Raw genomic sequence first — 23565 nt, 5'->3', positions numbered from 1 at the left:
CTGCTGTACAGGCCCTCACGCCGAAGCATCTCACCGATCTCACCTCGCCGGCACTGGTCGGCCTCGGCGATGATCTGTAACTTGTACTCGGTGCTGAAGTTGCGGCGTGTCCGCCGCTCCTGCTTGGGGTCCGGACTCACCTGGGCCTCGGGTAACTCACTCGGTGCCTTGGGCATCGGTCTGCTCCTGCTGTCGTCGCCCTGAAATCTACATTAACCCATGAAAGGGTTGTATGGCTTCAGGTTGACAGACAGGGCGGACTCCCGCACGCAGCAATGAAAAAGGCGCCTCCGGGCGCCTTTTTTTGGTGCAGGCCCGGTCGATCCGGACCGCGGCGGGTTCAGGTTCCCGTCCGACGCGCGCGTGCCAAACCTCGCCAGAACTCCGAGCCGGACGTGCTATCCATTCTGGGTTCACGACGTTATACAGATTCCCTATAGCATCTCCGGCCCCACCCGAATTGCCAACCCTGTACCGACGATTTCTGCCTCGCGCTAATCCGGTGCTGAGCAATGCCCCCCGCCCCAGGGTCCGCCAGGCAACGCCCTGGTAGCGAAGTGATAAACCGTTCCGCCCGGACAGCTTATCGGTGGCCCACCTGTCGGTTAACTCCATGAAAACAGGCACGTTCCGGTGCCTCTCCGCCAAACCGCATCCCCTTCCGGCACGGCTTTCTGTCGCCATGAGTTCCCTCTCCGTGTTTAGCCATGATTCCATCATGGCTAAACTGTCGGAGCAGAAGCCACCAGAGAAAGGGGCGGTGCCGCGAGGATCAGGTGATATACAGATTCTGTATATCACTAATATGACAGATTCTGTCTAATCTACTGTTATGAATCAAGGAGGCTTCATTGGAACTGGATATAAACTTACAAAGTGAACTGATCTCCGCTATTTCAGCATTTACTGCTGATAAAGCGTGGTACGAAAGCCCAGCTATTATCGCTTTGGTTTCGGGTTTTTTGGCAATCATGGGTGGAGTAATCTCTAATTGGGCTAACTTAAGAAGCGAAGAGCAAAGGAATAAAGCCGAGCTTGAAAAAGTTGATATAGAATTCGAGGTGCGTAAGAAGGAAAAGGTCTACGGTTATCAGCCCGAAGCACTAACTGAGCTATCAATAATAAATCATGGACTTACTCCTACCGCTTGGCCTAGCAGAGAATATGATTCATATAAGGCCAGTGAAGAAATTGTATTTGGAATGTCAGGCCTTATAGACTAACTAGATGCTTTTCTAAAAAAATATAGCTATGCCCTTCCAGAGTCAGTTTTGGATAATATTAGAGGCGTTATATTTGAATGTAATGAAAATCACTGGGGTGCATCAATGGCTGAAACTCCTGATTACAGGCCGTCAAAGAGAGAAATTGAAGCAGCGGAATCAATTGTCGAGAATCTTTCTCAAGCAATCACAGATTTTAAAAAGATGCTCGGCGTGGAGAATTCATAACAAGCGGCATCACGGCGACCGATTTTCCGCCGTTTTGCGGCTCCAAATCGGCGCGTGTGCCGGGCGTTGGGCGTTACATGGAGTCTGCTATGCACAAATCTGACTCAACCGAGCAGAGAGACGCAGAAACGTACATTCTCCTGTCACTCGAAGCAGAGTTGAGTGCCACCTTCGATCCGGCCGCACGGCTACCCATTTCTTCTCGAGTACAACCGGATGCGATCGATCCGGTGAAAAAGATCATCGTTGAGGTTTATGCCCGGGTTGGTCCGGTAAAGGGCGCGCAGCTTCACAAGATCAAAGGCGATGTTCTCAAATTGGCACTGATTGGGCAGCAAGCCGGCCCCGACTGGCGTCGAATTCTTTGCTTCGCATCGGAAGAAGCAGCTGCCTACGTTACAGGACAGTCTTGGGTTGCTGCTGCGGTTAAGCACTTTGGAATCGAAGTAATCGTTGCACCGCTTTCGGACGAGCATAGAGAGCGTGTGGCGTCAGCCCAGGCCCGGCAGCGTATGGTAAATCCAGAATGACGCCCAACCAAGCGCTCCAGCCGACCGGCTACTCGCTGCGCGAGCAGCCGTCGGCTGAGCTTTGGCGTTAGGTTTCTTCGAGGTTCGCCCATGCGTTTTCACTGGAAAGCGGAATATGCCGACTTGGCGAGACAGTTCCTCGTGCAACACTTCGGCGGATCGCAAGGCCTGACTACCTGCTTCCCCTGCATGAGAGCGGAGTACCGGTGGGGGAAGCACCACTGCTGTCCCACTTACGCGGCCCTCAGCCGCAGGGGCATTTGGGGTTCGGGTGGATCCTGTTTTCGACCTCGGGGAACAAGAACGGGGAGACAAGAACGGGGTCGGACCACGGTAAGCCTCTGAACGATCCGAGGAAAATGGTCTATAGAGGGTGTCATTTGCGCTTATCGCGGCCATTTTGGCCAGGAAATGGGTCTTCCAGGGAGGGAAGCCATGCCACGGGCGAATCGCCACCACTTGCCGGGCCATGTCTGGCGTATCACGCACGGGTGCCATAAGCAGGAGTTTCTGCTGAAGTTCGGGCGCGACCGACGGGCCAGGAGCAGCCGGGAAGGGGGGCTGGCCGCTAAAGGGCGTCGAGGACTTCCGAGAGGCGGGAGACCGCGACCACCTCCATGCCCTTGATGGGCTTGCGCGGCGCATTGGCCGCCGGCGCGATCGCCCGGGTGTAGCCATGCTTGGCCGCCTCGCGCAGGCGTTCCTCGCCGTTGGGGACCGGCCGGATCTCGCCGGCCAGCCCGACCTCGCCAAAGGCGAGCATCTCCTGCGGCAGCGGCCGGTCGCGAAAGCTCGACAGTGCGGCCGCGAGCATCGGTAGGTCGGCGGCCGTCTCGGTGACGCGCACGCCGCCGACCACATTGATGAAGACATCCTGGTCGAACAGGGCTACGCCCCCGTGCCGGTGAAGCACGGCGAGCAGCATGGTCAGGCGGTTCTGCTCCAGCCCGACGGTGATACGCCGCGGCTGCGGGGCATGGCTCTCGGCGACCAGGGCCTGAACTTCGACCAGCAGCGGCCGCGTGCCCTCACGAGTGACCATGACTACGCTGCCGGGCACCGGGCCCTGGTGGCGCGAGAGGAAGATCGCGGATGGGTTGGATACGGCCTTCAGGCCGTTCTCCAGCATGGCGAACACGCCCAGTTCGTTGACGGCGCCGAAGCGGTTCTTCACCGCGCGCAGCATGCGGTAGCGCCCGTCCGGGTCGCCCTCGAAATACAGCACCGTGTCCACCATGTGTTCCAGCACGCGCGGGCCAGCGAGCTGGCCGTCCTTGGTCACGTGCCCCACCAGGATCACGGTGATGCCGCGCTGCTTGGCCAGGCGCACCAGGGCCGCCGCGCTCTCGCGTACTTGCCCGACCGAGCCGGGCGCGGATTGCAGCGCGGCGGTGTAGAGGGTCTGGATGGAGTCGATCACCAGCACGCGCGGGCGTTCGCGCTCGCAGGTGGCGATCACGTTCTCCACCTGGGTCTCGGTCAACAGGCGCAGGCCATCGACCTCCAGGCCGAGGCGTCGGGCCCGCATGCCGATCTGCTGGGCGGATTCCTCGCCGGTCACGTAGAGCGTGTCGCCGACCGGCAGCATGGCCAGGGTCTGCAGGAGCAATGTGGACTTGCCGATACCGGGGTCGCCCCCCAGAAGGACGACGGATCCGTGCACCAGTCCGCCGCCCAGGGCGCGGTCCAGTTCCGATAGCCCGGTGCTGGTACGCGGGACCTCGGCCACCTCGACCTCGCCCAGCCGGGTGATGCCGGCGGCCTCGCCGGCGTAGCCGCCGCGCGGGCCGGCGCTGGCGGCGGGTGTGGCCTCCTCGAGGGTGTTCCAGGCGCCGCAGTCGCCGCACTGGCCAGCCCATTTGGGGCTGACCGCGCCGCAATCCCGGCAGACGTACTGGGTCTTTGCCTTCGCCATCAGGCTTCCTTGTGGTCGGGCGTGGCGGGCAGGTCCGGGGCGACCACGCGCACGGTGCGGATGGTGTTGTTCTTGATCTGTACGATGTCCATCACCACGCCGTTGATGCGCACGCTGGCTGCTGCCTCCGGGATGCTTTCGAGGTGTTCAACGATCAGGCCGCTCAGGGTCTTGGGGCCATCCACCGGGAGTCCCAGGCCCAGTGAACGGTTCAGTTCGCGCAGGTGGATGCCGCCATCGACCATCGCCGAGCCATCCTCCTGGCGCAGTACGTCGTCGCTCATGGTCGGGGAGTCGGTGGTGAATTCGCCGACGATCTCCTCCAGCAGGTCTTCCAGCGTGATCAGGCCTTCGATATCGCCGTATTCATCCACCACCAGGCCGATCCGCTTCTTCTGCTGCTGGAAGTTGATCAGCTGGCGGTTCAGTGCGGTGCCCTCGGGGATGAAGTAGGGCGGGCTCAAGATCTGGCGCAGGTCTTCAGCGGCGAACTCGTCGCGCTCGATCAGCGGGATTACGTCGCGCCGGTGCAGGAAGCCGACGATGCGGTCCAGTTCGCCCTCGACCACTGGCAGGCGGGTGAAGCTGCCGTGCACCAGTTGCTCGAGGACCTCGTTCCAGGGTTCGTTCAAGTCCAGCACTACGATCTCGTTGCGCGGGATCATGATGTCCTCGACCGTGGTGCGTTCCAGATCCAGGAGGTTCAGTAGCATGCGCTGATGGTTGGCCGGGATCAGGGCGCCGGCCTCGGAGACCACACTGCGCAGCTCGTCGGTATTCAGGGCCGAGCGCTGGCCGGGCTTCATGTGCACCCCGAACAGGCGCAGCACGCCGTTGGCGAGGACATTGATCATCCAGACCACGGGCCAGAGCACCTTCAGCAGCCCGGAGTAGACCCAGGCAGCGGGATAGGCGACGCGCTCGCTGTGCAATGCGGCGAGCGTCTTGGGGGCGGTCTCGGCGAAGATCAGCAGGGTCAGCGTCAGTACCCCGGTGGCGATGGCCACGCCGGTATCGCCGAACAGACGCCAGCCGATAAAGGTGGCGATCTGTGCGATCAGGATGTTGACGAAGTTGTTGCCGAGCAGGATCAGCCCGATCAGGCGGTCGGGGCGTTCCAGCAGGCGGGCGGCAATCGCGGCGCCGCGATGCCCGGTCTGGGCGCGGTGACGCATGCGATAGCGGTTCAGCGCCATCAATGCCGTTTCCGACCCGGAGAAGAACGCCGACAGCAGGAACAGCACGAGCAGGGCGCCGAACAGGACGGACAGCGGGATCTCTTGCAACGGGATGACCTGCGGTCAGATGTGGGCGGGCTGGCGGGGCTGCCTGGTGGAGAAACATTTCAGGCAAGCGCCGCCGGCCTGTCAAGCGCCCGGCGGCCTCGCTTACACACGCCCGAGGATGATCTCCAGAACCAGCTTGGAGCCGAAATACGCCAGGACCAGGGCGACAAAGCCGCCCGTGGTCCATGCCAGGGCGCGGGTACCACGCCAGCCAAAGCGCCAGCGCCCGAGCAGCAGGATCGAGAAGATCAGCCAGGCCAGTAGCGACAGGATCGTCTTGTGCACCAGATGCTGGGCGAACAGGTCATCCACGAAGACAAGCCCGGAGAGCAGGCTGAGGCCGAGGAACAGCCAGCCGATGAAGATCATGCGGAACAGCCAGATCTCCATCGAGAACAGCGGCGGCAGGTAGCGCACGATCCCGGCCGTGTGGTGGTTGTGCAGCGCGCGGTGCTGAGCGGTCATGACCGCGGCCTGGGCCGTGGAGAGCGCGAGAAAGGCCCAGCCCAGCGCGGAGAACAGGATGTGCAGATCGATCCCGGCCGAGGTCGCGTAGTGCGTGTCGCCGTCGCACAGCACGGCGGTCAGCGTGGCCAGCGCGGTCAGGGGCAGGATCACCACGCCGAGTATGGCCAGCGGATGGCGCAGCGCCGTCAGCCACAGCAGGCCTGCGACCAGCCACATCGAGGCCGACAGCGCGTTGCCCAGGCACAGATTCAGCCCTGCCTCGGTCACGACGAGCGGAATCAGGGCCCCGAGGTGCGCCAGCAGGCCGGCCAGCCACAGCAGCAGCGGGATGCGTGGCCGGCCGGCGGCCAGGGGCTGCGAACGGGAGGCAATAAGCAAGTATCCCGTCGAGGCGAGATACAGGGCGACGGCGAGCAATCCAGCGGCGGAGGTCATGGGTGGTGATTATCCCCGCTCGCGGGCCTGAATGCACATGGCCCGGTTGCGCCCGATTTGACGGGCGACGGGGTGCAACCCGGCCCGAGGCGGGGGCGCCGTGCAGCGGGGCAGGGCGGCTCGCTATACTGTGCATTTACGCCTCGCGGTTGCGGGGCCTCGCAGCGATTACGGGGACAGATCATGTTCGACGGCCTTTCCAGCCGCCTCCAGGGGACCATGAAGCGCCTGAAAGGTCAGGCGCGGCTCACCGAGGACAATATTCAGGAAGCGCTGCGCGAGGTGCGCATGGCCTTGCTGGAGGCCGACGTGGCCCTGCCGGTGGTGCGCGAGTTCGTCAAGGACGTCAAGGAAAAGGCCCTGGGCAAGGAGGTCATCGGCAGCCTGACCCCGGGGCAGGCCCTGATCAAGGTCGTCCACGACGAGCTTATCGCGACGATGGGGGGCGAAAACGCCGCGCTGAACCTTGCCGTGCAGCCGCCGGCCGTGGTGCTGGTGGCTGGTCTGCAGGGTGCGGGCAAGACCACCAGTATCGGCAAGCTCGCCCGCCTGTTGCGCGAGCGCGAGAAGAAGAAGGTTGCCGTGGTCAGCTGCGACGTCTACCGGCCGGCGGCGATCCAGCAGCTGGAGACGCTCGCCGGGCAGGTTGGTGTCACGTTCTATCCCAGCGACACCAGCCAGAAGCCCGAGTCGATCGCGAGCGCAGCAGTGGAACAGGCGCGCCGCGACGGCACCGAGGTGCTGCTGGTGGATACCGCCGGCCGTCTGCATGTCGACGAAGACATGATGTCCGAGGTACAGGCCCTGCATCAGGCGATCGACCCGATCGAGACCCTGTTCGTGGTGGATTCCATGACCGGCCAGGACGCGGCGAACACCGCTCGCGCCTTTGGTGAGGCCCTGCCGCTGACGGGCGTGGTACTGACCAAGGCCGACGGCGATGCCCGTGGCGGCGCCGCGTTGTCGGTACGCCAGATCACCGGCGTTCCGATCAAGTTCATTGGTATGGGCGAACGCCCGGATGCGCTCGAACCGTTCCACCCCGAACGTATCGCCTCGCGCATCCTCGGCAAGGGCGATGTCCTGTCCCTGGTCGAGGAGGCCAGCCGCCAGGTCGATCAGGACAAGGCCGCCAAGCTCACTCGCAAGCTGAAGAAGGGCCGCGGCTTTGATCTGAACGATCTGCGCGAGCAGCTCGGCCAGATGCAGAAGATGGGCGGGATCGGTTCGATGCTGGAAAAGCTGCCCGGGGGTGGCAAGTTGCAGGACGCGGTGAAGAATCAGGCTAACGACAAGGAGATTGGTCGCATGATGGCGGTGATCTCGTCGATGACCGAGCACGAGCGCCGCCACCCGGACATCATCAAGGGTTCGCGCAAGCGCCGCATCGCGGCGGGTTCCGGTACCCGGATTCAGGACGTGAACCGCCTGCTCAAGCAGCACGCGCAGATGAGCAAGACGATGAAGAAATTCTCCAAGGGGGGCGCGTCGAAGATGGTGCGCGCCCTCGGTGGGAAAATGGGCGGTATGGGTGGAATGGGTGGCCCCGGAGGGGGCATGCCGTTCCGCTAGCCACCGCTGCATCGGCCGTTCGCACCTTGTGCTGGCGGCCGGATTCGTTATAATCGCGCGTTTTCTCGAGAAAACGGACTCAAACGGGGTTCAACAGAACATATGGTTACGATTCGCCTGCTTCGCCGCGGCGCCAAAAAGCGCCCGTTCTACTCGCTCGTGGTCACCGATTCGCGCAAGCGTCGGGACAGCGGTTACAAGGAACAGATTGGTTTCTACAACCCGGTTGCCCGCGGCCAGGAAGAGCCGCTGCGCATCGACCTGGAACGCGTGGACTACTGGCTGGGCCACGGCGCCAGCATGTCGGAACGCGTGGACCATCTGGTCAAGGGCTACCGCAAGCAGCAGCAGTCCGCAGCGGCCTGAGGCCGTTCTGCGGACGGATCGAGCCTTGGCTGCGGTCATGAACGAGGCGGGTGAGCGTATCCGCGTCGGGCGTGTTTCCGGGGTCTATGGGGTCAAGGGCTGGGTCCGGGTGTTTTCCGAGACCGACCCGCGCGCTGCTATCGCCGAGTTTCCGCAGTTGTGGATGCAGTTTGGCGGAGATTGGCGTCTGGTCGATGTCGAAGGTGGCCGCGCCCACGGCGCCGGCGTGGTGATGAAATTCCGCGAGGCGGCGGACCGGGACGCGGCCTACGGTCTGATCGGTGCGGAGCTGGCCATCGAGCGTGACTGGCTGCCGCCGGCCGAGGAGGGTGCCTATTACTGGGCCGATCTCCTGGGCATGGCCGTGGAGAACGTTAACGGGACACCGCTGGGGACCATCTCAGGTTTTATCGAGACGGGCGCCAACGACGTGCTGGTAGTGCGCGGTGACCGGGAGCGTTTGATCCCCTGGGTGCGCAACCAGTACGTGCTGGACGTGGACCTCGAGGCTCGCCGGGTGCGGGTCGACTGGGATCCGGAATTCTGAAGCCGCGAGGATGCGTTTCGACGTCATCTCGCTGTTTCCCGAGCTGGTCGCGGCGGTTGGCGAATCCGGCGTGACCGGCCGCGCCGTGCAGCGCGGCAGACTGGAGCTGAAATACTGGAATCCGCGTACCTGGGGTGCAGGATTCCACCAGGCGGTGGATGACCGGCCCTATGGCGGTGGTCCCGGCATGGTGATGCAGTACGCGCCGCTGGCCTCCGCGCTGGCGGCGGCACGGGCCGACGCCGATGGCCCCCTGCATGTGATCGCGCTGACCCCGCAGGGGCGGCCGATCCGGCAGGTGATGCTGCGCGAGCTGGCGGTGCGCCCCCGGGTAGCGCTGGTCTGCGGTCGGTACGAGGGCATCGACGAACGCTTCATCGAGGCGCGGGTCGATGAGGAATGGTCGCTCGGCGACTTCGTCCTCTCGGGCGGCGAGCTCGCGGCCATGGCGGTCGTCGATGGCTGCGCCCGTCTGCTCCCGGGGGTCCTGGGACATGCGGACTCCGCCGAACAGGATTCCTTCAGTGCCGGGCTGCTGGATTGCCCGCACTACACCCGCCCGGAGACTGTCGCCGGGCGGACAGTACCGCCGGTGCTGCTCGGGGGTGACCACGGCGCTATCCGGCGCTGGCGGCGGCGCGAGGCGCTGGGCAGGACCTGGAGCCGGCGGCCGGACCTTCTGGCCCGGATGGAGCTCGGGGCCGAGGATGCGGCCCTGTTGGACGAATACCGTGTGGGTGGCCATAAGGGCGGCCCGCACACCGAAAGCGATGATTGAGGTCGAGCAATGAACAAGGTCATTCAGGAACTGGAAGCCGAGCAGATGAAGTCGGATGTGCCCGACTTCGGCCCCGGCGATACCGTGGTAGTGCAGGTGAAGGTGCGCGAGGGCGACCGCGAGCGCCTGCAGGCCTTTGAGGGCGCTGTGATTGCGGTGCGCAACCGTGGCCTCAACTCGGCCTTCACCCTGCGCAAGGTCTCTTACGGCAATGGGGTGGAACGGACTTTCCAGACCCATAGCCCGCAGATTGCCGAAATCAAGGTGAAGCGCCGCGGCAAGGTGCGTCGCGCCAAGCTGTACTACCTGCGCGATCGTACCGGCAAGGCCGCCCGTATCAAGGAAGACATCAAGGCCGCAAAGTAATGCGGTCGGGCGGGGCGCGGCGGTCGGCCGCGTCCCGCCTTGCTGGCGCTACGCCACGGATGTCGGCGGCTTCGACGCCACACAAAAGCCAGCGCTGCCTCCTGCCGGGGGTGGCGCTGGCTTTTGTGTGGCTGGAATCCGCTCGCGGCGAGCTGCTGGCCTGTGAGTGGCAGGACCCGCAAGCGCCCGGTGAGTTGCGTCCCCTGGCGGATATTCCTGGCGCCGATCTGCAGCCCCCTGCCTTTAATCCTGCCGTCTACGCCCGCGATGCCACGGCCTGGCGGCCCACCTCGGCGGTGCCGCCCGGGAGCGCCCACGCCCGTCGTGTCTGGGCGGCGCTCGCGGCGATCCCGGTGGGCGAGGTGCGGACGTACGCCCAGATCGCTGCGGAGGTCGGTTCGGCCCCGCGCGCGGTGGGGCAGGCCTGTCGTGCGAACCCCTGGCCCCTGTTCATTCCCTGTCACCGGGTGGTATCCGCCCGCTTCCGTACCTCCTGCGATGTGGGTGGCTACGCCGGTGACCAGGTCGGGGAGCTGGCCCGGGTCAAGCGCTTGTTGCTGGCCCGCGAGGGCGTACTCGCGGGCCGGTGACGGCCCGGCAGGGGCGGCCGCCCCTGTGAATTCCTTCCGGATTGATCCCTCCTGTCGCGACTGTGCGTCCGCTGCTTCCCTGCTGGCAGCCCCTCACCAGGCCCTTGGCGGTTGTAGCCGGTTCCGTGGTGTGTACGGTCCTGCCCGCCGGAAGGCAGTTGCTCGGAAAAAACTCCACTCGAACTGGGAATAGAGCGCGGTCATGCCGCGTCTTCCAGACGGTGCTGATAGCCAAGAACCTTTGAAAAACAGACTTTTAGGAAAGTCTAATATAGGTTTTTTTCGTTGACAGCGTTCAGCCGGGTTCAGCACTCTGCTATCCAGGCCCGGGCCCGAGAAGTCCCGGACCGCACTGAAAAAAAACTCGTGTGATGGAGGTTTCCATGTTCAAGAAAGCATTGCTTGCGTTGCCCGTAGCAATGGCTGTTGGGGCTGCGGCTCAGGCCGGCGAGTGGCAGGACCCCAATGATGTGCTGCAGAACCTGCTGCAGAACAATCCCGATTCGAAGTACCTGCATCAGAGTGAAATGAACATCATGATGATGCCGGATAATCCCGCCCTGTGGCTGGTCGAGGAAGGGGAAGATCTGTTCTATGCCGAGCGTGGCCCGAACAATGTCTCCCTGGAAGGCTGCGATTTCGGCAAGGGTCCGGGCGAGTTGGACGGTGCCTATGTCGAATTGCCGCGCTATTTCGAGGACACCGGCAAGGTGATGGACTTCGAAATGCGACTGGTGCACTGCATGAAAGAGCTGCAGGGCTTCAGCAGCGATGACGCCGCCGTGGCTCAGCGTCACGGGAACGGCTCCGACATCATGAAGCTTACAACCTACATCGCGCATCAGTCCTCCGGCATGGCGTGGAATCCGCCGCTGGATCACCCGAAAGAACAGGCCATGCGTGACGCCGGTGAGGTCCTCTTCTTCCGTCGCGGTGGTGCGATGGACTTCAATTGCGCCAGCTGCCATGGCGACTCCGGCAAACAGATCCGCGCCTCCGTCCTGCCCGAGATGCGCGATGGCCAGGAATGGACCAAGGCTGTCTCCTGGCCGGCTCATCGTGCCGGTCATGACAACGTGCGTAGCCAGAACCACCGTATCCGCGGTTGTGTGTGGCAGATGCGTCACGCCGGTATCAAGCCGGACACCCCGGTCAACACCGCGCTGATCTCGTTCTGGAACGATGCGGCGCGTGGCGAACCGGCCATCCTGCCTGACCTGAAGCGGTAATCTACGGACGCAATAGGAGACACCAAGTATGTTTAAAAAGAATGCTGTTGCGGCCGGCATGGTCGCGTTCGCATCCCTGTCGCTCGCCGCCGGCTTCGCCGTTGCCGACGGGAGCAAAGATGCCGATGTCGACATCACTGCGATGAGCGCCGAAGAACTGGCCGAATATCTCATTTTCGAAACCGACAGCTTCCGCGATCAGGAGATGCAGGAAGGCGGCGGTTGGCGTGACCGCATGACCCAGGACGACATCCAGAAGGCCTGCTCCATGGAAGGCAGTCCGGACGGTGAAACCGCCGGTCGTGTCGTGGCCCTGGCGCGTGCCAGCTACGAGCGTCCGGAGGGCGGTGTGCAGCTGGGTGACTGGCGCAAGGGTGCTGTGCTGGCGGATTCCGGCTTCGGATACCGTCAGGGGCACAACACGGATGACCATGGCCAGCGTGAGCCGGGTGGCAACTGCTACAACTGCCATGTGTTCGATTCGCGGGTTTCGGTGCAGGGTACCGTTGGTCCGAGCCTGGAGAATTACGGCGCCACCCGTGGCACCAGCGAAGCCATCCTGAACTATGTGCACGAGATCATTTCGAATCCTCACCAGTATTTCCCGTGCACGGAGATGCCGCGCTTCAATTCCGACCGTCATCAGCTCCTGACTGATGAGCAGATCAGCCACATCATGGCGTACCTGCTGGATCCGGAGTCGCCGGTTAACAATCAGTAAACCGCGTTCGAGCGGAGGGCAGCCTGAAAAGGCTGCCCTTTTTTTGTGCCTGCGGGTCTCGTTGACCCGTGTTCCTCCGGGAACGGGTCGGGTTTGGGCGATCGCCGCGAGCGCGGGGCCGCTCTTCCGCCCGCGCGCAGCAGATCCGTCCCAAATTCGACAGCCCCTGGTATCGCGCTGCACTGAAAGCGAGGTTCCATCCCCCCCCCTTTGAGCATAAATCCGAGCACTTGTACCGCGTGGCGGGCACGGCGTAGCACACCGGTGCGAGCAGGCAGCGAACCGTGGGCGTACACAGAACCTCGCGCGTACACTTGGGCAGTTTGCGTGCCAAAGTGGGTACATTGATCGGTGTTTGCGCAGAGGAACGCATGCTCAGCTATCAACACGACTATCACGCCGGCAACTTTGCCGATGTCCACAAGCATCTGGTGCTCTGGCAGGTGCTGGAGGCGATGCGTGGGCGCGACAAACCGTTCGCGGTCCTCGACCTGCATGCTGGCGCCGGGGGGTATGATCTTGCCGGTGCCCGCGCGCACAAGACTGGCGAGGCGGTCGCCGGCATCAGGCGGCTGTGGTCTGCAGACATGTCGGACCCGCCTGCGTGCCTGCGGGCATTCATGGAGACATTGCGCGGGTTCCAGCCGCATGCCCCACGCCTGACGCTTTACCCCGGTTCCCCGCTGCTGGTCCGCGCGCGGCTGCGCGAACGTGACCGCCTGATTGCCTGCGAGCTGCATCCGGAGGCACATGCGCGCCTGCGGACCGGCCTCGCGGGGGATGCCCGCTGTCACGTGCACCGGCGTGACGCCCGCGAGGCCGCGCGCGCCCTGTTTCCGCCGACGCCCCGGCGCGGGTTGGCCCTGCTGGACCCGTCCTACGAGCGCAAGGCGGAATACCGTGAAGTGGCCGAGATGGTGGCCAGCATCCGGCAGCGCTGGAACACGGGCACGATCCTGGTCTGGTATCCGGTACTGGCGGGGCGGCCGGATCACGCCATGCGCGAGCAGATTCGAGCGGAACTGGACGACCCCTGGCTGTTGAGTGAACTGCGCCTCGTACGCGAGCCGGACCGCCATCTGGGGCTGGCAGGCTCCGGCATGCTGGTGCTACGGCCACCGTGGCAGTTCGAAGAGCGCTTGCCCGAGTGTCTGTTGCCGGCATGGCGGCTGCTGGATCCGGATCAGCAAGGTGGTCTCTATCAGGCAACGGCCCTTGAAAACGGGGCGGGTGACCCCACGTTGCGGCCTGTCGAAACCAATTGAAGGACGAGCCGGACATGAGCGAGACCCAGACCGACCCGAACACCGAGACCCGCCGCTTCGAGACCGAGGTCAGCCAGCTACTGCAGCTGATGATCCACTCGCTTTATTCAAACCGCGAGATCTTCCTGCGCGAACTGATCTCCAACGGTGCCGACGCCTGCGACAAGCTGCGTTTCGAGGCGCTGGCCCGGCCCGACGCGATCCCGCAGCCGGCGGAGCTGGCGATCGCGGTGGAGGTCGACCGGGAGGCCCGCACCGTCACCGTGCGCGACAACGGCATCGGCATGTCGCGCGATGAGGTCGTCGAGCACATCGGCACCATTGCGCGTTCCGGCACGAAGGCCTTCCTCGAGAAGCTGACCGGTGACCAGAAGAAGGACTCGCAGCTGATTGGCCAGTTCGGTGTCGGGTTTTATTCATCGTTCATCGTGGCCGACCATGTCCGCCTGGAGACGCGTCGCGCGGGGACGCCCGAGGATGCCGGTACGCGCTGGGAATCGCGCGGCGATGGCGAATACACCCTGGGAGACTGCGAGCGCCCCGAGGCCGGTACCGAAATCACGCTGACGCTGAAGGAGGACGCCGACGAATTCCTCGAGTCCTTCCGTCTGCGTCACATCATCAGCCGCTATTCCGATCACGTGGCGTTTCCGATCCGCATGCGCAAGGCCGACGACGACAACCCGACCGACGAGTGGGAAACCGTCAACCGAGCCAGCGCGTTGTGGACGCGGTCGAAGAGCGAGATCAGCGACGATGAATACCGCGAGTTCTACAAGCACGTTGCCCACGACTTCGAGGACCCGGCTGTCTGGACGCATAACCATGTGGAGGGGCGCCAGGAGTACACCACGCTGTTCTATATCCCGAAGCGGGCCCCGTTCGATCTGTGGGACCGCGACGCGCGCCATGGCGTCAAGCTCTACGTGAAGCGCGTGTTCATCATGGACGATGCCGAGAAATTGCTGCCGAATTATCTGCGCTTTGTGCGCGGGGTGGTGGACTCGGCCGATCTGCCCCTGAACGTCTCGCGCGAGATCCTGCAGGACAACCGCCTGGTGGACTCTATCCGTTCCGGCTCGGTGAAGAAGATCCTTGGACTGCTGGAGAGCACCGCGAAGAACGAGCCGGAGAAATACGCCGAGATCTGGCAGAACTTCGGGCGCGTACTGAAGGAGGGCCCCGGCGAAGACTACGCGAACCGCGAGCAGATCGCGGGCCTGCTGCGTTTCGCCAGTACACAGCACGACGACGACAGCCAGAACGTCTCGCTGGCCGACTACATGGGCCGGATGAAGGACGGCCAGGATGCGATCTACGTAATCACTGCGGATAGCGCCAGCGCGGCACGTAACAGCCCGCACCTGGAGATCTTCCGCAAACACGGGATCGAGGTGCTGCTGCTGTCCGACCGGGTCGACGAGTGGCTGCTGTCGCACCTGCGCGAGTTCGACGGCAAGCCGATCAGGAATGTGGCCAAGGGTGATCTCGATCTGGACAAGATTATTGGCGAGGGTGCCGAGAAAGAGGATGCCGCGGAGGCCGGCACGAAAGCCGATCAGGACCTGGGCGATCTGCCGGAACGCATCCAGGCCGCGCTGGGCGAGCGCGTCGAATCCGTGCGCGCCTCGAAGCGCCTGGTCGATTCGCCGGCCTGCATCGTGCTCGGCGAGCACGAAATGGCGCTGTACCTGCAGGAGCTGCTGAAGCAGGCCGGGCAGGAGACCTTCTCCGGCAAGCCGGTACTCGAGATCAACCCGCAGCACCCGCTGGTCGAGCGGCTGCGCGCCGCCGAAGGGGATGACTTCGGGGATCTGGCCTCGTTGCTGTTCGACCAGTCGCTGCTGGCGGAAGGCGGGCAACTGGAGGACCCGGCCGGCTTTGTTGCCCGATTGAACCGGCTGTTGCTGCAACAGGCCGCCTGAGCGGGCCGGTCACCCGCCGGAAACCATGTGTGTGGCGGGTGACCTGACGCAGGCGCCCGTTCCGCGTTACCCTGACGCGTTCACGTATCAAGAGGGCAGAGCCCATGCAAGTCGCGCAGAATGCCGTTGTGGCCATTCACTACACCCTGACCAACGACGCTGGCGAGAAGATCGACAGCTCCGAAGGCCGCGAGCCGCTGGCCTACCTGCACGGGAACGGCCAGATCGTCCCGGGGCTGGAGAAAGAGCTGGAAGGCAAGGCCGCTGGTGACAAGGTCCAGGCCAGGGTTTCCCCGGAAGAGGGCTATGGCGAGAAAATCGATGCCATGGTCCAGGAGATCCCGATGGAGGCCTTCCAGGGCGTGGAATCGGTCGAGCCGGGTATGCAGTTCCAGGCCCAGACGGAGAATGGCCCGCTGACGGTCACGGTGACCAAGGTCGAGGGCGATACCGCCACGGTCGACGGCAACCACCCGCTGGCTGGCGAGACCCTGAACTTCGACGTCGAGATCGTCGAGGTGCGCGAGGCCTCTGCCGAAGAGCTGGATCATGGTCACGCCCACGGGGTGGGCGGCCAGCAGCACTGAATCGGTTGCCGGAGCGCGCACGACAGTGCGCGGTTCGGTCTGATCCCGATATTCCAGGGCCCCGCTTTTGCGGGGCTTTTTGGTGATGGGCACATCATTCTTCTTGGGAGCCTGTCGGGTTTGGGCGATCGTCGCGAACGTGGCCATTCTCCGGCCCGCGCGCAGCCAATCGGTTGCGAATCCGACAGGCTCGCTCCCGGTAGTACCGGTATCTGCCGTTGCGCCTATAACCCGCCGTATTGGTAATGGTGTTGCAAACCATTCTCACTACCAGTATTGTCGGGTTTCAGTGCAAAGGTGGTCGAGGAAGGCGATGATCGTCTGTATCTGCAAATCGGTGCGTGAACGCGATATCCGGAATTTGGTGGATTCCAGTGATGGCGCCCTGCGTATGCGGGACCTTCGCGATCGGCTGGGTGTGAGCTCCGAGTGCGGCAAGTGTGCACGTCGAGCGCATTGTCTGCTGAAAGCCAGCGTTGGGGCGCAGACCGCGAACGCGCATGCGGTCTCCGGTAAACGCGCGGCAACCGGGCAGTCTGCGCCCGTCGTCTGGTCCGAACCCACCGTGGCTCTGTAAGACACGGTTTTCTATCTTCCAGGGCTGTATCGTGGCTGTGCGGTTGAGCCGTTTCCGCTGCGTTCCCGTGTGCGGACCAGGAAGCACGGACTGACTTACGTCCACGCTCGCACTCGAGTCGTTTTTGCGGGCGCACTGCGTTGCGGGTAGAACCATGACCCGCTGCGTGCCGGGCCCGGTCGCGGAATATCGGGGGCAGCGCGCGTGCCTGCCTTCGTCAGGGGTTCCCAGGGTCACCAAGGACCATGGGATGCGGTGCTGCCGCAGTGCCGGCCGCGGCGTCTGCTTTCGAAATGTTCGGAGTTGAACGATGAATTTTGATCAATGGATTCCGTCGGAGCGTCTGGCGGGGTTTCTGGATGCGGGTGGCCCCGTTGTCCTGATCCTGCTGGGGGCCTCGGTGGTCGCGCTGGCCTTTGTGCTGGTCAAGCTGTGGCAGCTTTGGCGCATGCGGGTCACCGATGTGCGCGCAGCGGACGAGGCACTCGAGCGCTTCCATCAAGGGGATGTCCAGGGTGCGATCCAGTGTGCCGAGGCGAGTCCGAATCCGGCCGCGTGCGCGGTGGCTCGTGGTATCCGCGGTTTGCAGGCCGGCGCGTCGGAATCCATCGTTCGCGAAGAGGTCGTGCGTTATGGAAATGCGACGATCCAGTCCTTGCGCCAGGGCCTGCGGCCGCTGGAGGTGATCGGCGCACTGGCTCCCCTGCTGGGGCTGCTGGGCACCGTGATGGGGATGATCCGTGCCTTCCGGGCGATGGAAGAGGCCGGCAGTCAAGTGGACCCGGCGGTCTTGTCCGGAGGCATCTGGGAGGCCCTGCTGACGACCGCGGTCGGGCTGGCGGTCGCGATCCCGGTGGTCGCGGCACTCAACTGGCTGGAGACGCGGGTGGAGCGGGCGGCCCATCGCATGGACGATGCCGTGACTCGCCTGTTTACGGGGGGGCAGTATGCGGCGGTTCCCCTGGCCTCCAGGAAGCCGGCCAGGCCCATGCATCCCGGAGCGGACGCAACGAACGGTCCTGGCGGCGCGCTGCCTCGAACGGCCGATGCTGGACACTAGCCGCCCACGCCGGCGCAATCTGATCAGCCTGACGCCGCTGATTGACGTCGTCTTCATCCTGCTTGTGTTCTTTATGCTGGCCTCGAGTTTTCTCGAGTGGCGTGCCGTGCAACTGGAGGCGCCGGCCGAGGCGGGTGGGGCCGGGTCGATGGAGGGCGCCATGCTGGTCGAGATCCGACCGGACGGACTGCGGATGGCGGGAGAGATGATGACAGAGGGCGACCTGCGCAACCGGATCGGTACGCGCCTGCGTGATGAGGCGGACACGCGGGTGCTGGTCATGCCGGCCCCGGGCGTCAGCATGCAGGACACGGTGCAGGTGCTGGAAGGCCTGGCCGATGTCGTGGCGCACAATCTTTCGGTGATTCGGCAGGCGCAGCCATGATCGGGCAACGCCGTCACTTTCAGGTTGCGCATCGTCCGCGTAACGACGACGAGAGCATCCTGCCGCTGATCAACATCGTCTTCTTGTTGCTGATCTTTTTTATGGTGGCCGGGCAGTTGAGTGCGATCGATCCGTTTGAGGTTGAACCGGTGGAGTCGGCCGTGGATGGTCAGCCCGGTCCGGACGAGTTCATGGTGATCATCGGAACCGGGGGCCGGCTGGCGGTCAATCAGGATGAAATCGAGCTGGATGACCTGGCGCCGCTGGTGCGTGGACATGTCGAGCGACATGGCGATGAGGCCCGGGTCCGCGTGAAGTCGGACGGACGGGCGGAAGCGGTGGAGGTCGTCGGGATACTCGAGCGCTTGCGTGAGGCGGGGATTGAACGCATTGACCTGTTGACCGTGCCGGAAGCCTGATGCAGCCGACGTTTCGACACTGGATCGTTGCCCTGGTACTGGCGGTCGCGCTGCATCTGCTGGTGGCGGCGGCCTTGCTGCTGCGCGAGCCGCCGGTTGGCGCCGAGCAGGCGGGCGTGGGCGGGCTGGAAATCTCCATGGCGGCGGCGGGTGGTGCGCCGCGGCCGGTACCGGCCGAACGGGCGGAGCCCGTGGATGCCGTGGCGCCTGAACCGGCCGAGGTCGTGGAACCCGAGCCGGTCGAGGCGATGCAAGCTGAGCCCGTGGAGCCTGAACCCACGGAAGTGGAGGCCGCCGAATCTGTGGAGCCGGAACGCCAGCCGGTGGAAGAGGCCGAGTTCGTCGAACCCGAACCCGAACCCGAACCCGAACCCGAACCCGAACCCGAGCCGGAGCCGGAGCCGGAGCCGGAGCCGGAGCCGGCCGAGTCCGAAGTTGACCCAGTGGACGAGGTGGACAGGGCGGCCGAGCCCGGCGACAGCGCCGATGCCGAGATGCCGGCTGACGAACGGGGTGCAGCCGATGCCGAGGCCGGAGACAGCCCCTCCGATGCGGCGGGTGGCGGTACGCCCGGCGTGGATCCGGGCTACCTGGCCGAACTGCAGGCGTGGATAGAGCGCCACAAGAGTTACCCGCGGCAGGCTCAGCGGCGTCGACTGGAGGGGACGGCCTCCGTCTGGCTGCATCTGGACCGCGACGGGAACGTGATCGAGTATCGGATCGAAGACAGTTCTGGAAGCCGCATTCTCGACCGCGCGGTCGAGGACATGGTCGAGCGGGCAGATCCGTTCCCGGCCCCGAGTGCGATCGGCCGTGACGAATTCGAACTCGTAGTGCCGGTCACATTTTCTGTCCGTTAATGATGTATTTGGGAGGTCTCATGCATATGCGGGATAAGGCTCTCGGCGCCGTGATGGTGCTACTTCTGATACTGCTGCTGCCAGGCGCGGTCGTTGCGGATGACTCCGCCCCCGGCGATCCCGGCGCGATCGGCGTCCAACTGAACAAGCTCGAGGCCGACGGCGACGACTGTCGCGCACATCTGGTGCTGGAGAACGGTCTGGACGAGGCCGTGGAGTCGTTCCAGCTGGATCTGGTGGTGTTCGACAGGGACGGCATTATCCATCGGCGTACGGTGGTCGAGATGGCCCCGTTACGGGCGGGAAGTACCGCGGTGCGGGCCTTTCGTATGACGGACACGGCCTGCGATCGCGTCGGGCGCATCCTGGTCAATGACGTCGCCGCCTGCGAGGGGCCAGAGGGAACGATCGGGGGCTGTGCCGATCGCGTGCAGGTCGAGAGTCTGGCGGATGTGCCCTTGATTCGTTGAACCGATCGGGGCGCGTTGTGCGTGGGCAGAACCGCCCGCCTGCATTCGATGACGCCTCGTAACGTAATGATGTTGCAAATCGTTCGTATTTGCGATATTGTTCTTCCGCTTTGAGGGCGTTCTTGCGCCTCGCTCGGGTCTGGTGGAATTGTACGTTCAGGCCCGTGAACGGTTGTTTCCAGGGTCTGACACCGGTCGGCTGGTTTGCCGAAGTGTTCAAAGAACTTATTCAGGAGCGTTCTGATGCAAGGCGACAAAGATGTAATCCGCTACCTCAACCAGGCCCTCAAGGGCGAGTTGACCGCGATCAACCAGTATTTCCTCCATTCCCGCATGTTCAAGGATTGGGGGCTGGAGAAGCTGGCCGCGGCCGAATACGAAGAATCCATCGACGAAATGAAACACGCGGACGAGCTGATCAACCGCATCCTGTTTCTCGAAGGGCTGCCCAACTTGCAGGACCTGGGCACGCTGAACATTGGCGAGAACACCCGCGAGATCCTGGAAGCGGACCTGGCGCTTGAACACACGGGCACCCCTGTCTATCGCGAGGCGATCGCTCACTGCGAGCAGGTGCGCGATTTCGTGACCCGGGATCTGTTGCAGAAGATTCTGGACAGCGAGGAGAGCCACATCGACTGGCTGGAGACCCAACTGCAGCTCATCGATCGCATTGGTCTGCAGAACTACGAGCAAAGCCAGGCAGGTTCCGCGGCGTAGTTGTTTCGAGTGCGACCGCCCCTCGGGGCGGTCGGGGAGGCCAGTATGAATTCCAGCGAAGGCGGGCGTACCCCGGCATCTACCGCGACCTTTCCGGAGCGCCCCGACGGGCATGATGGTCCAGCCCGCATGCCCCGCGAGGTCGCTTCGAGCGAACTGCTTCACGATGCCGATCGCCTGTTTATCCGCCATGAAGGGCAGTGTTACACCTTGCGGGTGACGGCCAGCAAGAAGCTGATCCTGACCAAGTAACACCAAATATCACAGAGGCCGTGCGTATCTTCACGGCACCCGCCAGCCAGGGGACCTGCTCCCTCAGCCAGCCATTTTGTTGTCAATCGAACTACGGCATCTCACCGGTCGTGGCGGTGTGTTTGTCGTGCACATTGAAGGGAGAAAGAAATGGCTGGCAAAAATACTGGGACATGCAATGGCACGGTTTCTCAAGGGCACGCAAGCAGTACGGGGCCATGGCAAAGACGTGCGATTGTGCTGGCGATACTGGGCATGGCGGGCGCATCCGTTGCCCATGCCGATGACCCGGAAGAGACCGGCGCTGCGGAACTGGACCCGGTGCTGATCGATTTTCGTGGCGAGCGGATGAGCAGCCCGAAATACAGCCGGGATCTGCAGGACACCCCCCGGATCATCACGATCCTCTCCAGCGATCTGCTGGAAGAACAGAACGTGACCGAACTGCGTGACGCCATGCGCAATGTGTCCGGGATCAGTCTGCAGGCCGGGGAAGGGAACCCGCCGGGTGGCGACCAGTTGAAGATCCGTGGTTTCAATGCACGTGACGACATCAACGTCGACGGGTTCCGGGATCTGGGCAACTACTTCCGCGATCCGTTCTATGTCGACCAGATCGAGGTCATCAAGGGGCCGAACTCGGCCTTCTCCGGGCGCGGCTCCGCAGGTGGGACGATTAACTTCGTCACCAAGAAGCCGATGCTGGAGGACCGAAATCGCATCGAAACCTCGGTGGGCACGGATTCCTACTTCCGTTCCACCGGCGATTTCAACAAGGTCATCGACGACAACAGCGCCTTTCGCATCAACCTGATGACGCACTCCCAGGACGTGCCGGGCCGAGACGTCGTGGATCAGCGCCGCCACGGGTTCTTCGGTGCCTACACCTGGGGCTTCCAGAGCGACACGATGGTGGAGGTCAACTATCTGCACACGCGACAGAACAACACCCCGGACCAGGGGATTCCGCTGGATCGCGAAGGCTTTACGGGTGATACATCCGAGCTGACGGAGAACAACAATTCGCGGACGCCGGGCGGCCAGCGCGCGGGTGACGGCTACTACACTGGCAAGCTGCCCCCCGCCCTGGACTTCTCCAACTACTATGGCCACACCGACGACTACCAGAAGATCGATGTCGATCAGGTGGGGCTCGTGGTCGATCACATCTTCAGCGACCAGGTCAGCTGGCGTAACCATGTCCGCTACAGCCGGGTCTCCAACGATTCCGTTACGTCCTCTCCGCGTATCAAGATCCCGGAGGATGCCTGGGGCAGTGGGGACTGGGACGCGGCTGAGGTTCAGGGCGATTTGAAACCCCGTGACCAAAGGGATGAATCCATCTTCGTGCAGTCGGACCTGCTGCTGAATTTCGATACGGGCCCGCTGACACATGATCTGGTGCTGGGGACCGAGTTTGGTTACGTCGATATCGAGAACCGACGCCGCCCGGACGTGAACGGGCCGCGCACAGATCTGTACAACCCGAGTTTGCGGACGCGTCCGGAGGTGCCGTACGACGGCACGCGCCATCGTCTGGAGTCCGAGCAGGCGGCGGTGTATGCGCTCAACACTATTGCGCTTTCGCCGCAATGGGACCTGCACGGTGGATTGCGTTACGACCACGTAAAGTCCACGGCCACCGACTACGGCTGGGATGACCCGATTGGCCCGATCTCGCGGACGGATCGCGAATGGAGCTACAACCTCGGGGTGGTCTACAAGCCGGTCCCAGAGGGCTCGATCTACGCCTCCTATGGCAACTCGTTCGACGTGACCGGGACCTTCGATCGTGGTCTGGTCCAGCTGGCGGGGGGTGGCACCGGTCAGCCGCGCGGCGAGGACATCGTCGATCTCGATGCCTTCGACACCGATCCCGAAGAGACCCGTGCGTTCGAGGTCGGGACCAAGTGGCAGGTGCTGGACGGCCTGAATGTGAATGCGGCGGTGTTCCAGACCGAAAAGACCAACGCCCGCACTCCGGCCCAGGGCGGAGGGGATCTGCTGGATGTTCTGGAAGGCCGGCAGCGGATCCGCGGGTTCGAGCTCAATGCGGTGGGCCGGATCACGCCGGAATGGAATCTGTACGGCAGCTATACGTACCTGGGCGAAGCCAAGGTGCTGAATTCCAACAAGCCCTGGGAAGTGGGCGAACGTCTGGGCGGCACGCCGAAGAACTCGCTGGCGCTCTACACGACCTATGACATTACGCCCCGCTGGACCGTTGGTGGGGGGATGGAGTACGTCTCCGGTCAGGTCAACAATGTGCCCAACGAGCCGGGGTCGCGCAGGCGCCAGGTCGAGATCGATTCGTACACCGTCTTTAATGCCTCGGCGTCCTATCGCATCACCAACAACGCCCAGATCCGCATGAACGTGTACAACCTGACCGACGAGGACTACATCTCGCAGCTGGCCGAGGGTGGTGCACAGGGGATCCCCGGCGCCGGCCGCCAGGCCATCGCGACCTTCCGCTACGACTTCTAGTGTGATTTAACATTAGTGCGTTATACAATATAGGCCATGGGTTGATCTCCATTTGAGAGGGGGCGTTATGGCTCAACGTGGTCGCAAACCGATCAAGCTGGACCTGTCGGATGCTGAGCGTGCCGAGTTGCAGCAGTGGGTGCGGCGCCGCAAAACGCCAGCGGCCGAAAAGCAACGCGCGGAGCTGATTCTGGACAGTTCCGAGGGCCTTTCCGGGCGAGACATCGCGGCCCGGCACCAGGTGTCGGTGCAAACGGTTTCCAAATGGCGAAGGCGTTTTGAGCGTTATCGGCTTGCCGGGCTG

27 protein-coding genes are annotated in these 23565 nt (G+C 63.5%); 24 read left to right on the top strand and 3 right to left on the bottom strand.

The window, feature by feature from the left end; genetic code table 11:
• Positions 1 to 851: 851 nt before the first annotated feature.
• The 3 genes from G332_RS13570 (at position 852) to G332_RS13560 (ending at position 1981) form a co-directional block, all read left to right on the top strand.
• Positions 852 to 1223 (top strand): hypothetical protein, encoded by a 372-nt coding sequence (locus G332_RS13570; RefSeq protein ID WP_156000865.1) that lies wholly within the window; start codon positions 852 to 854, stop codon positions 1221 to 1223.
• 48 nt (positions 1224 to 1271) lie between these two features.
• A complete protein-coding gene (locus G332_RS13565) occupies positions 1272 to 1451 on the top strand; it encodes a hypothetical protein (RefSeq protein WP_156000862.1) in 180 nt (59 codons plus the stop codon).
• Positions 1452 to 1540: 89 nt separating this feature from the next.
• Positions 1541 to 1981, top strand: coding sequence for a hypothetical protein (locus G332_RS13560; protein ID WP_156000859.1), 441 nt, complete (start codon positions 1541 to 1543; stop codon positions 1979 to 1981).
• A 568-nt stretch (positions 1982 to 2549) separates the two neighbouring features.
• On the opposite strand, the gene radA is transcribed toward G332_RS13560, so the two are convergent.
• The 3 genes from radA to G332_RS0112320 form a co-directional block, all read right to left on the bottom strand.
• Positions 2550 to 3896, bottom strand: a complete 1347-nt coding sequence (gene radA, locus G332_RS0112330; RefSeq protein ID WP_019627301.1) for a DNA repair protein RadA — start codon at positions 3894 to 3896, stop codon at positions 2550 to 2552.
• On the bottom strand, positions 3896 to 5182 hold the full coding sequence (locus G332_RS0112325; RefSeq protein WP_019627300.1) for an HlyC/CorC family transporter: 1287 nt from the start codon (positions 5180 to 5182) through the stop codon (positions 3896 to 3898). The genes radA and G332_RS0112325 overlap by 1 nt, the downstream gene beginning before the upstream one ends.
• Positions 5183 to 5284: 102 nt before the next feature.
• The gene (locus G332_RS0112320) at positions 5285 to 6085 is read right to left on the bottom strand and encodes an inner membrane protein YpjD (RefSeq protein ID WP_019627299.1); all 801 of its coding nucleotides are present in this window, start codon (positions 6083 to 6085) and stop codon (positions 5285 to 5287) included.
• Between the two features lie 183 nt (positions 6086 to 6268).
• Here G332_RS0112320 and ffh point away from each other — a divergent pair, with 183 nt between their 5' ends.
• The 21 genes from ffh to G332_RS12990 all read left to right on the top strand — a co-directional run.
• On the top strand, positions 6269 to 7657 hold the full coding sequence (gene ffh / locus G332_RS0112315) for a signal recognition particle protein (protein WP_019627298.1): 1389 nt from the start codon (positions 6269 to 6271) through the stop codon (positions 7655 to 7657).
• A gap of 102 nt (positions 7658 to 7759) precedes the next feature.
• Complete coding sequence (rpsP, locus tag G332_RS0112310; RefSeq protein WP_019627297.1) at positions 7760 to 8023, top strand: 30S ribosomal protein S16; 264 nt, start codon at positions 7760 to 7762, stop codon at positions 8021 to 8023.
• A gap of 37 nt (positions 8024 to 8060) precedes the next feature.
• On the top strand, positions 8061 to 8570 hold the full coding sequence (gene rimM / locus G332_RS0112305; protein WP_019627296.1) for a ribosome maturation factor RimM: 510 nt from the start codon (positions 8061 to 8063) through the stop codon (positions 8568 to 8570).
• A 10-nt stretch (positions 8571 to 8580) separates the two neighbouring features.
• Positions 8581 to 9348 carry a tRNA (guanosine(37)-N1)-methyltransferase TrmD gene (gene trmD, locus G332_RS0112300; protein WP_019627295.1) on the top strand — a complete coding sequence of 256 codons (768 nt, stop codon included), beginning with the start codon at positions 8581 to 8583 and terminating at the stop codon, positions 9346 to 9348.
• Between the two features lie 9 nt (positions 9349 to 9357).
• Complete coding sequence (gene rplS / locus G332_RS0112295; protein ID WP_019627294.1) at positions 9358 to 9714, top strand: 50S ribosomal protein L19; 357 nt, start codon at positions 9358 to 9360, stop codon at positions 9712 to 9714.
• Between the two features lie 59 nt (positions 9715 to 9773).
• Positions 9774 to 10304: a methylated-DNA--[protein]-cysteine S-methyltransferase gene (locus G332_RS0112290; RefSeq protein WP_019627293.1), complete on the top strand. Its 531-nt coding sequence runs from the start codon at positions 9774 to 9776 to the stop codon at positions 10302 to 10304.
• A 419-nt stretch (positions 10305 to 10723) separates the two neighbouring features.
• Positions 10724 to 11533, top strand: coding sequence for a sulfur oxidation c-type cytochrome SoxA (gene soxA / locus G332_RS0112285; protein ID WP_019627292.1), 810 nt, complete (start codon positions 10724 to 10726; stop codon positions 11531 to 11533).
• A gap of 28 nt (positions 11534 to 11561) precedes the next feature.
• Positions 11562 to 12254 carry a sulfur oxidation c-type cytochrome SoxX gene (soxX, locus tag G332_RS0112280; RefSeq protein WP_019627291.1) on the top strand — a complete coding sequence of 231 codons (693 nt, stop codon included), beginning with the start codon at positions 11562 to 11564 and terminating at the stop codon, positions 12252 to 12254.
• A 371-nt stretch (positions 12255 to 12625) separates the two neighbouring features.
• Positions 12626 to 13519, top strand: a complete 894-nt coding sequence (locus G332_RS0112275) for a 23S rRNA (adenine(2030)-N(6))-methyltransferase RlmJ (protein WP_019627290.1) — start codon at positions 12626 to 12628, stop codon at positions 13517 to 13519.
• Positions 13520 to 13533: 14 nt separating this feature from the next.
• Positions 13534 to 15444: a molecular chaperone HtpG gene (gene htpG, locus G332_RS0112270; protein ID WP_019627289.1), complete on the top strand. Its 1911-nt coding sequence runs from the start codon at positions 13534 to 13536 to the stop codon at positions 15442 to 15444.
• A gap of 104 nt (positions 15445 to 15548) precedes the next feature.
• Entirely contained in the window at positions 15549 to 16031 is a 483-nt protein-coding gene (locus G332_RS0112265; protein ID WP_019627288.1) for a peptidylprolyl isomerase, read from the top strand.
• Positions 16032 to 16116: 85 nt separating this feature from the next.
• Positions 16117 to 16608 (top strand): bacterioferritin-associated ferredoxin, encoded by a 492-nt coding sequence (locus G332_RS13890; RefSeq protein ID WP_369699376.1) that lies wholly within the window; start codon positions 16117 to 16119, stop codon positions 16606 to 16608.
• A gap of 310 nt (positions 16609 to 16918) precedes the next feature.
• On the top strand, positions 16919 to 17668 hold the full coding sequence (locus G332_RS0112255; RefSeq protein ID WP_019627286.1) for a MotA/TolQ/ExbB proton channel family protein: 750 nt from the start codon (positions 16919 to 16921) through the stop codon (positions 17666 to 17668).
• Complete coding sequence (locus G332_RS0112250; RefSeq protein ID WP_019627285.1) at positions 17655 to 18053, top strand: biopolymer transporter ExbD; 399 nt, start codon at positions 17655 to 17657, stop codon at positions 18051 to 18053. Before G332_RS0112255 ends, G332_RS0112250 begins: the two co-directional genes overlap by 14 nt.
• Positions 18050 to 18472 (top strand): biopolymer transporter ExbD, encoded by a 423-nt coding sequence (locus G332_RS0112245; RefSeq protein WP_019627284.1) that lies wholly within the window; start codon positions 18050 to 18052, stop codon positions 18470 to 18472. Before G332_RS0112250 ends, G332_RS0112245 begins: the two co-directional genes overlap by 4 nt.
• Positions 18472 to 19332, top strand: coding sequence for an energy transducer TonB (locus tag G332_RS0112240; RefSeq protein WP_019627283.1), 861 nt, complete (start codon positions 18472 to 18474; stop codon positions 19330 to 19332). Before G332_RS0112245 ends, G332_RS0112240 begins: the two co-directional genes overlap by 1 nt.
• Before the next feature lie 20 nt (positions 19333 to 19352).
• Positions 19353 to 19802, top strand: coding sequence for a hypothetical protein (locus tag G332_RS0112235; protein WP_019627282.1), 450 nt, complete (start codon positions 19353 to 19355; stop codon positions 19800 to 19802).
• 243 nt (positions 19803 to 20045) lie between these two features.
• The gene (bfr, locus tag G332_RS0112230) at positions 20046 to 20522 is read left to right on the top strand and encodes a bacterioferritin (protein WP_019627281.1); all 477 of its coding nucleotides are present in this window, start codon (positions 20046 to 20048) and stop codon (positions 20520 to 20522) included.
• A 45-nt stretch (positions 20523 to 20567) separates the two neighbouring features.
• Entirely contained in the window at positions 20568 to 20774 is a 207-nt protein-coding gene (locus G332_RS0112225) for a hemin uptake protein HemP (protein ID WP_019627280.1), read from the top strand.
• 255 nt (positions 20775 to 21029) lie between these two features.
• Positions 21030 to 23261, top strand: a complete 2232-nt coding sequence (locus G332_RS0112220) for a TonB-dependent siderophore receptor (protein ID WP_231362897.1) — start codon at positions 21030 to 21032, stop codon at positions 23259 to 23261.
• Positions 23262 to 23328: 67 nt separating this feature from the next.
• On the top strand, positions 23329 to 23565 hold a 237-nt coding region (locus tag G332_RS12990; RefSeq protein WP_019627278.1), incomplete at its 3' end, for a helix-turn-helix domain-containing protein.

Source organism: Thioalkalivibrio sp. ALJT (assembly GCF_000381825.1).
Lineage (GTDB): Bacteria > Pseudomonadota > Gammaproteobacteria > Ectothiorhodospirales > Ectothiorhodospiraceae > Thioalkalivibrio.
Note: the sequence above shows the minus strand (reverse complement) of the source record. Positions and strands in the feature narration are given on the sequence as shown.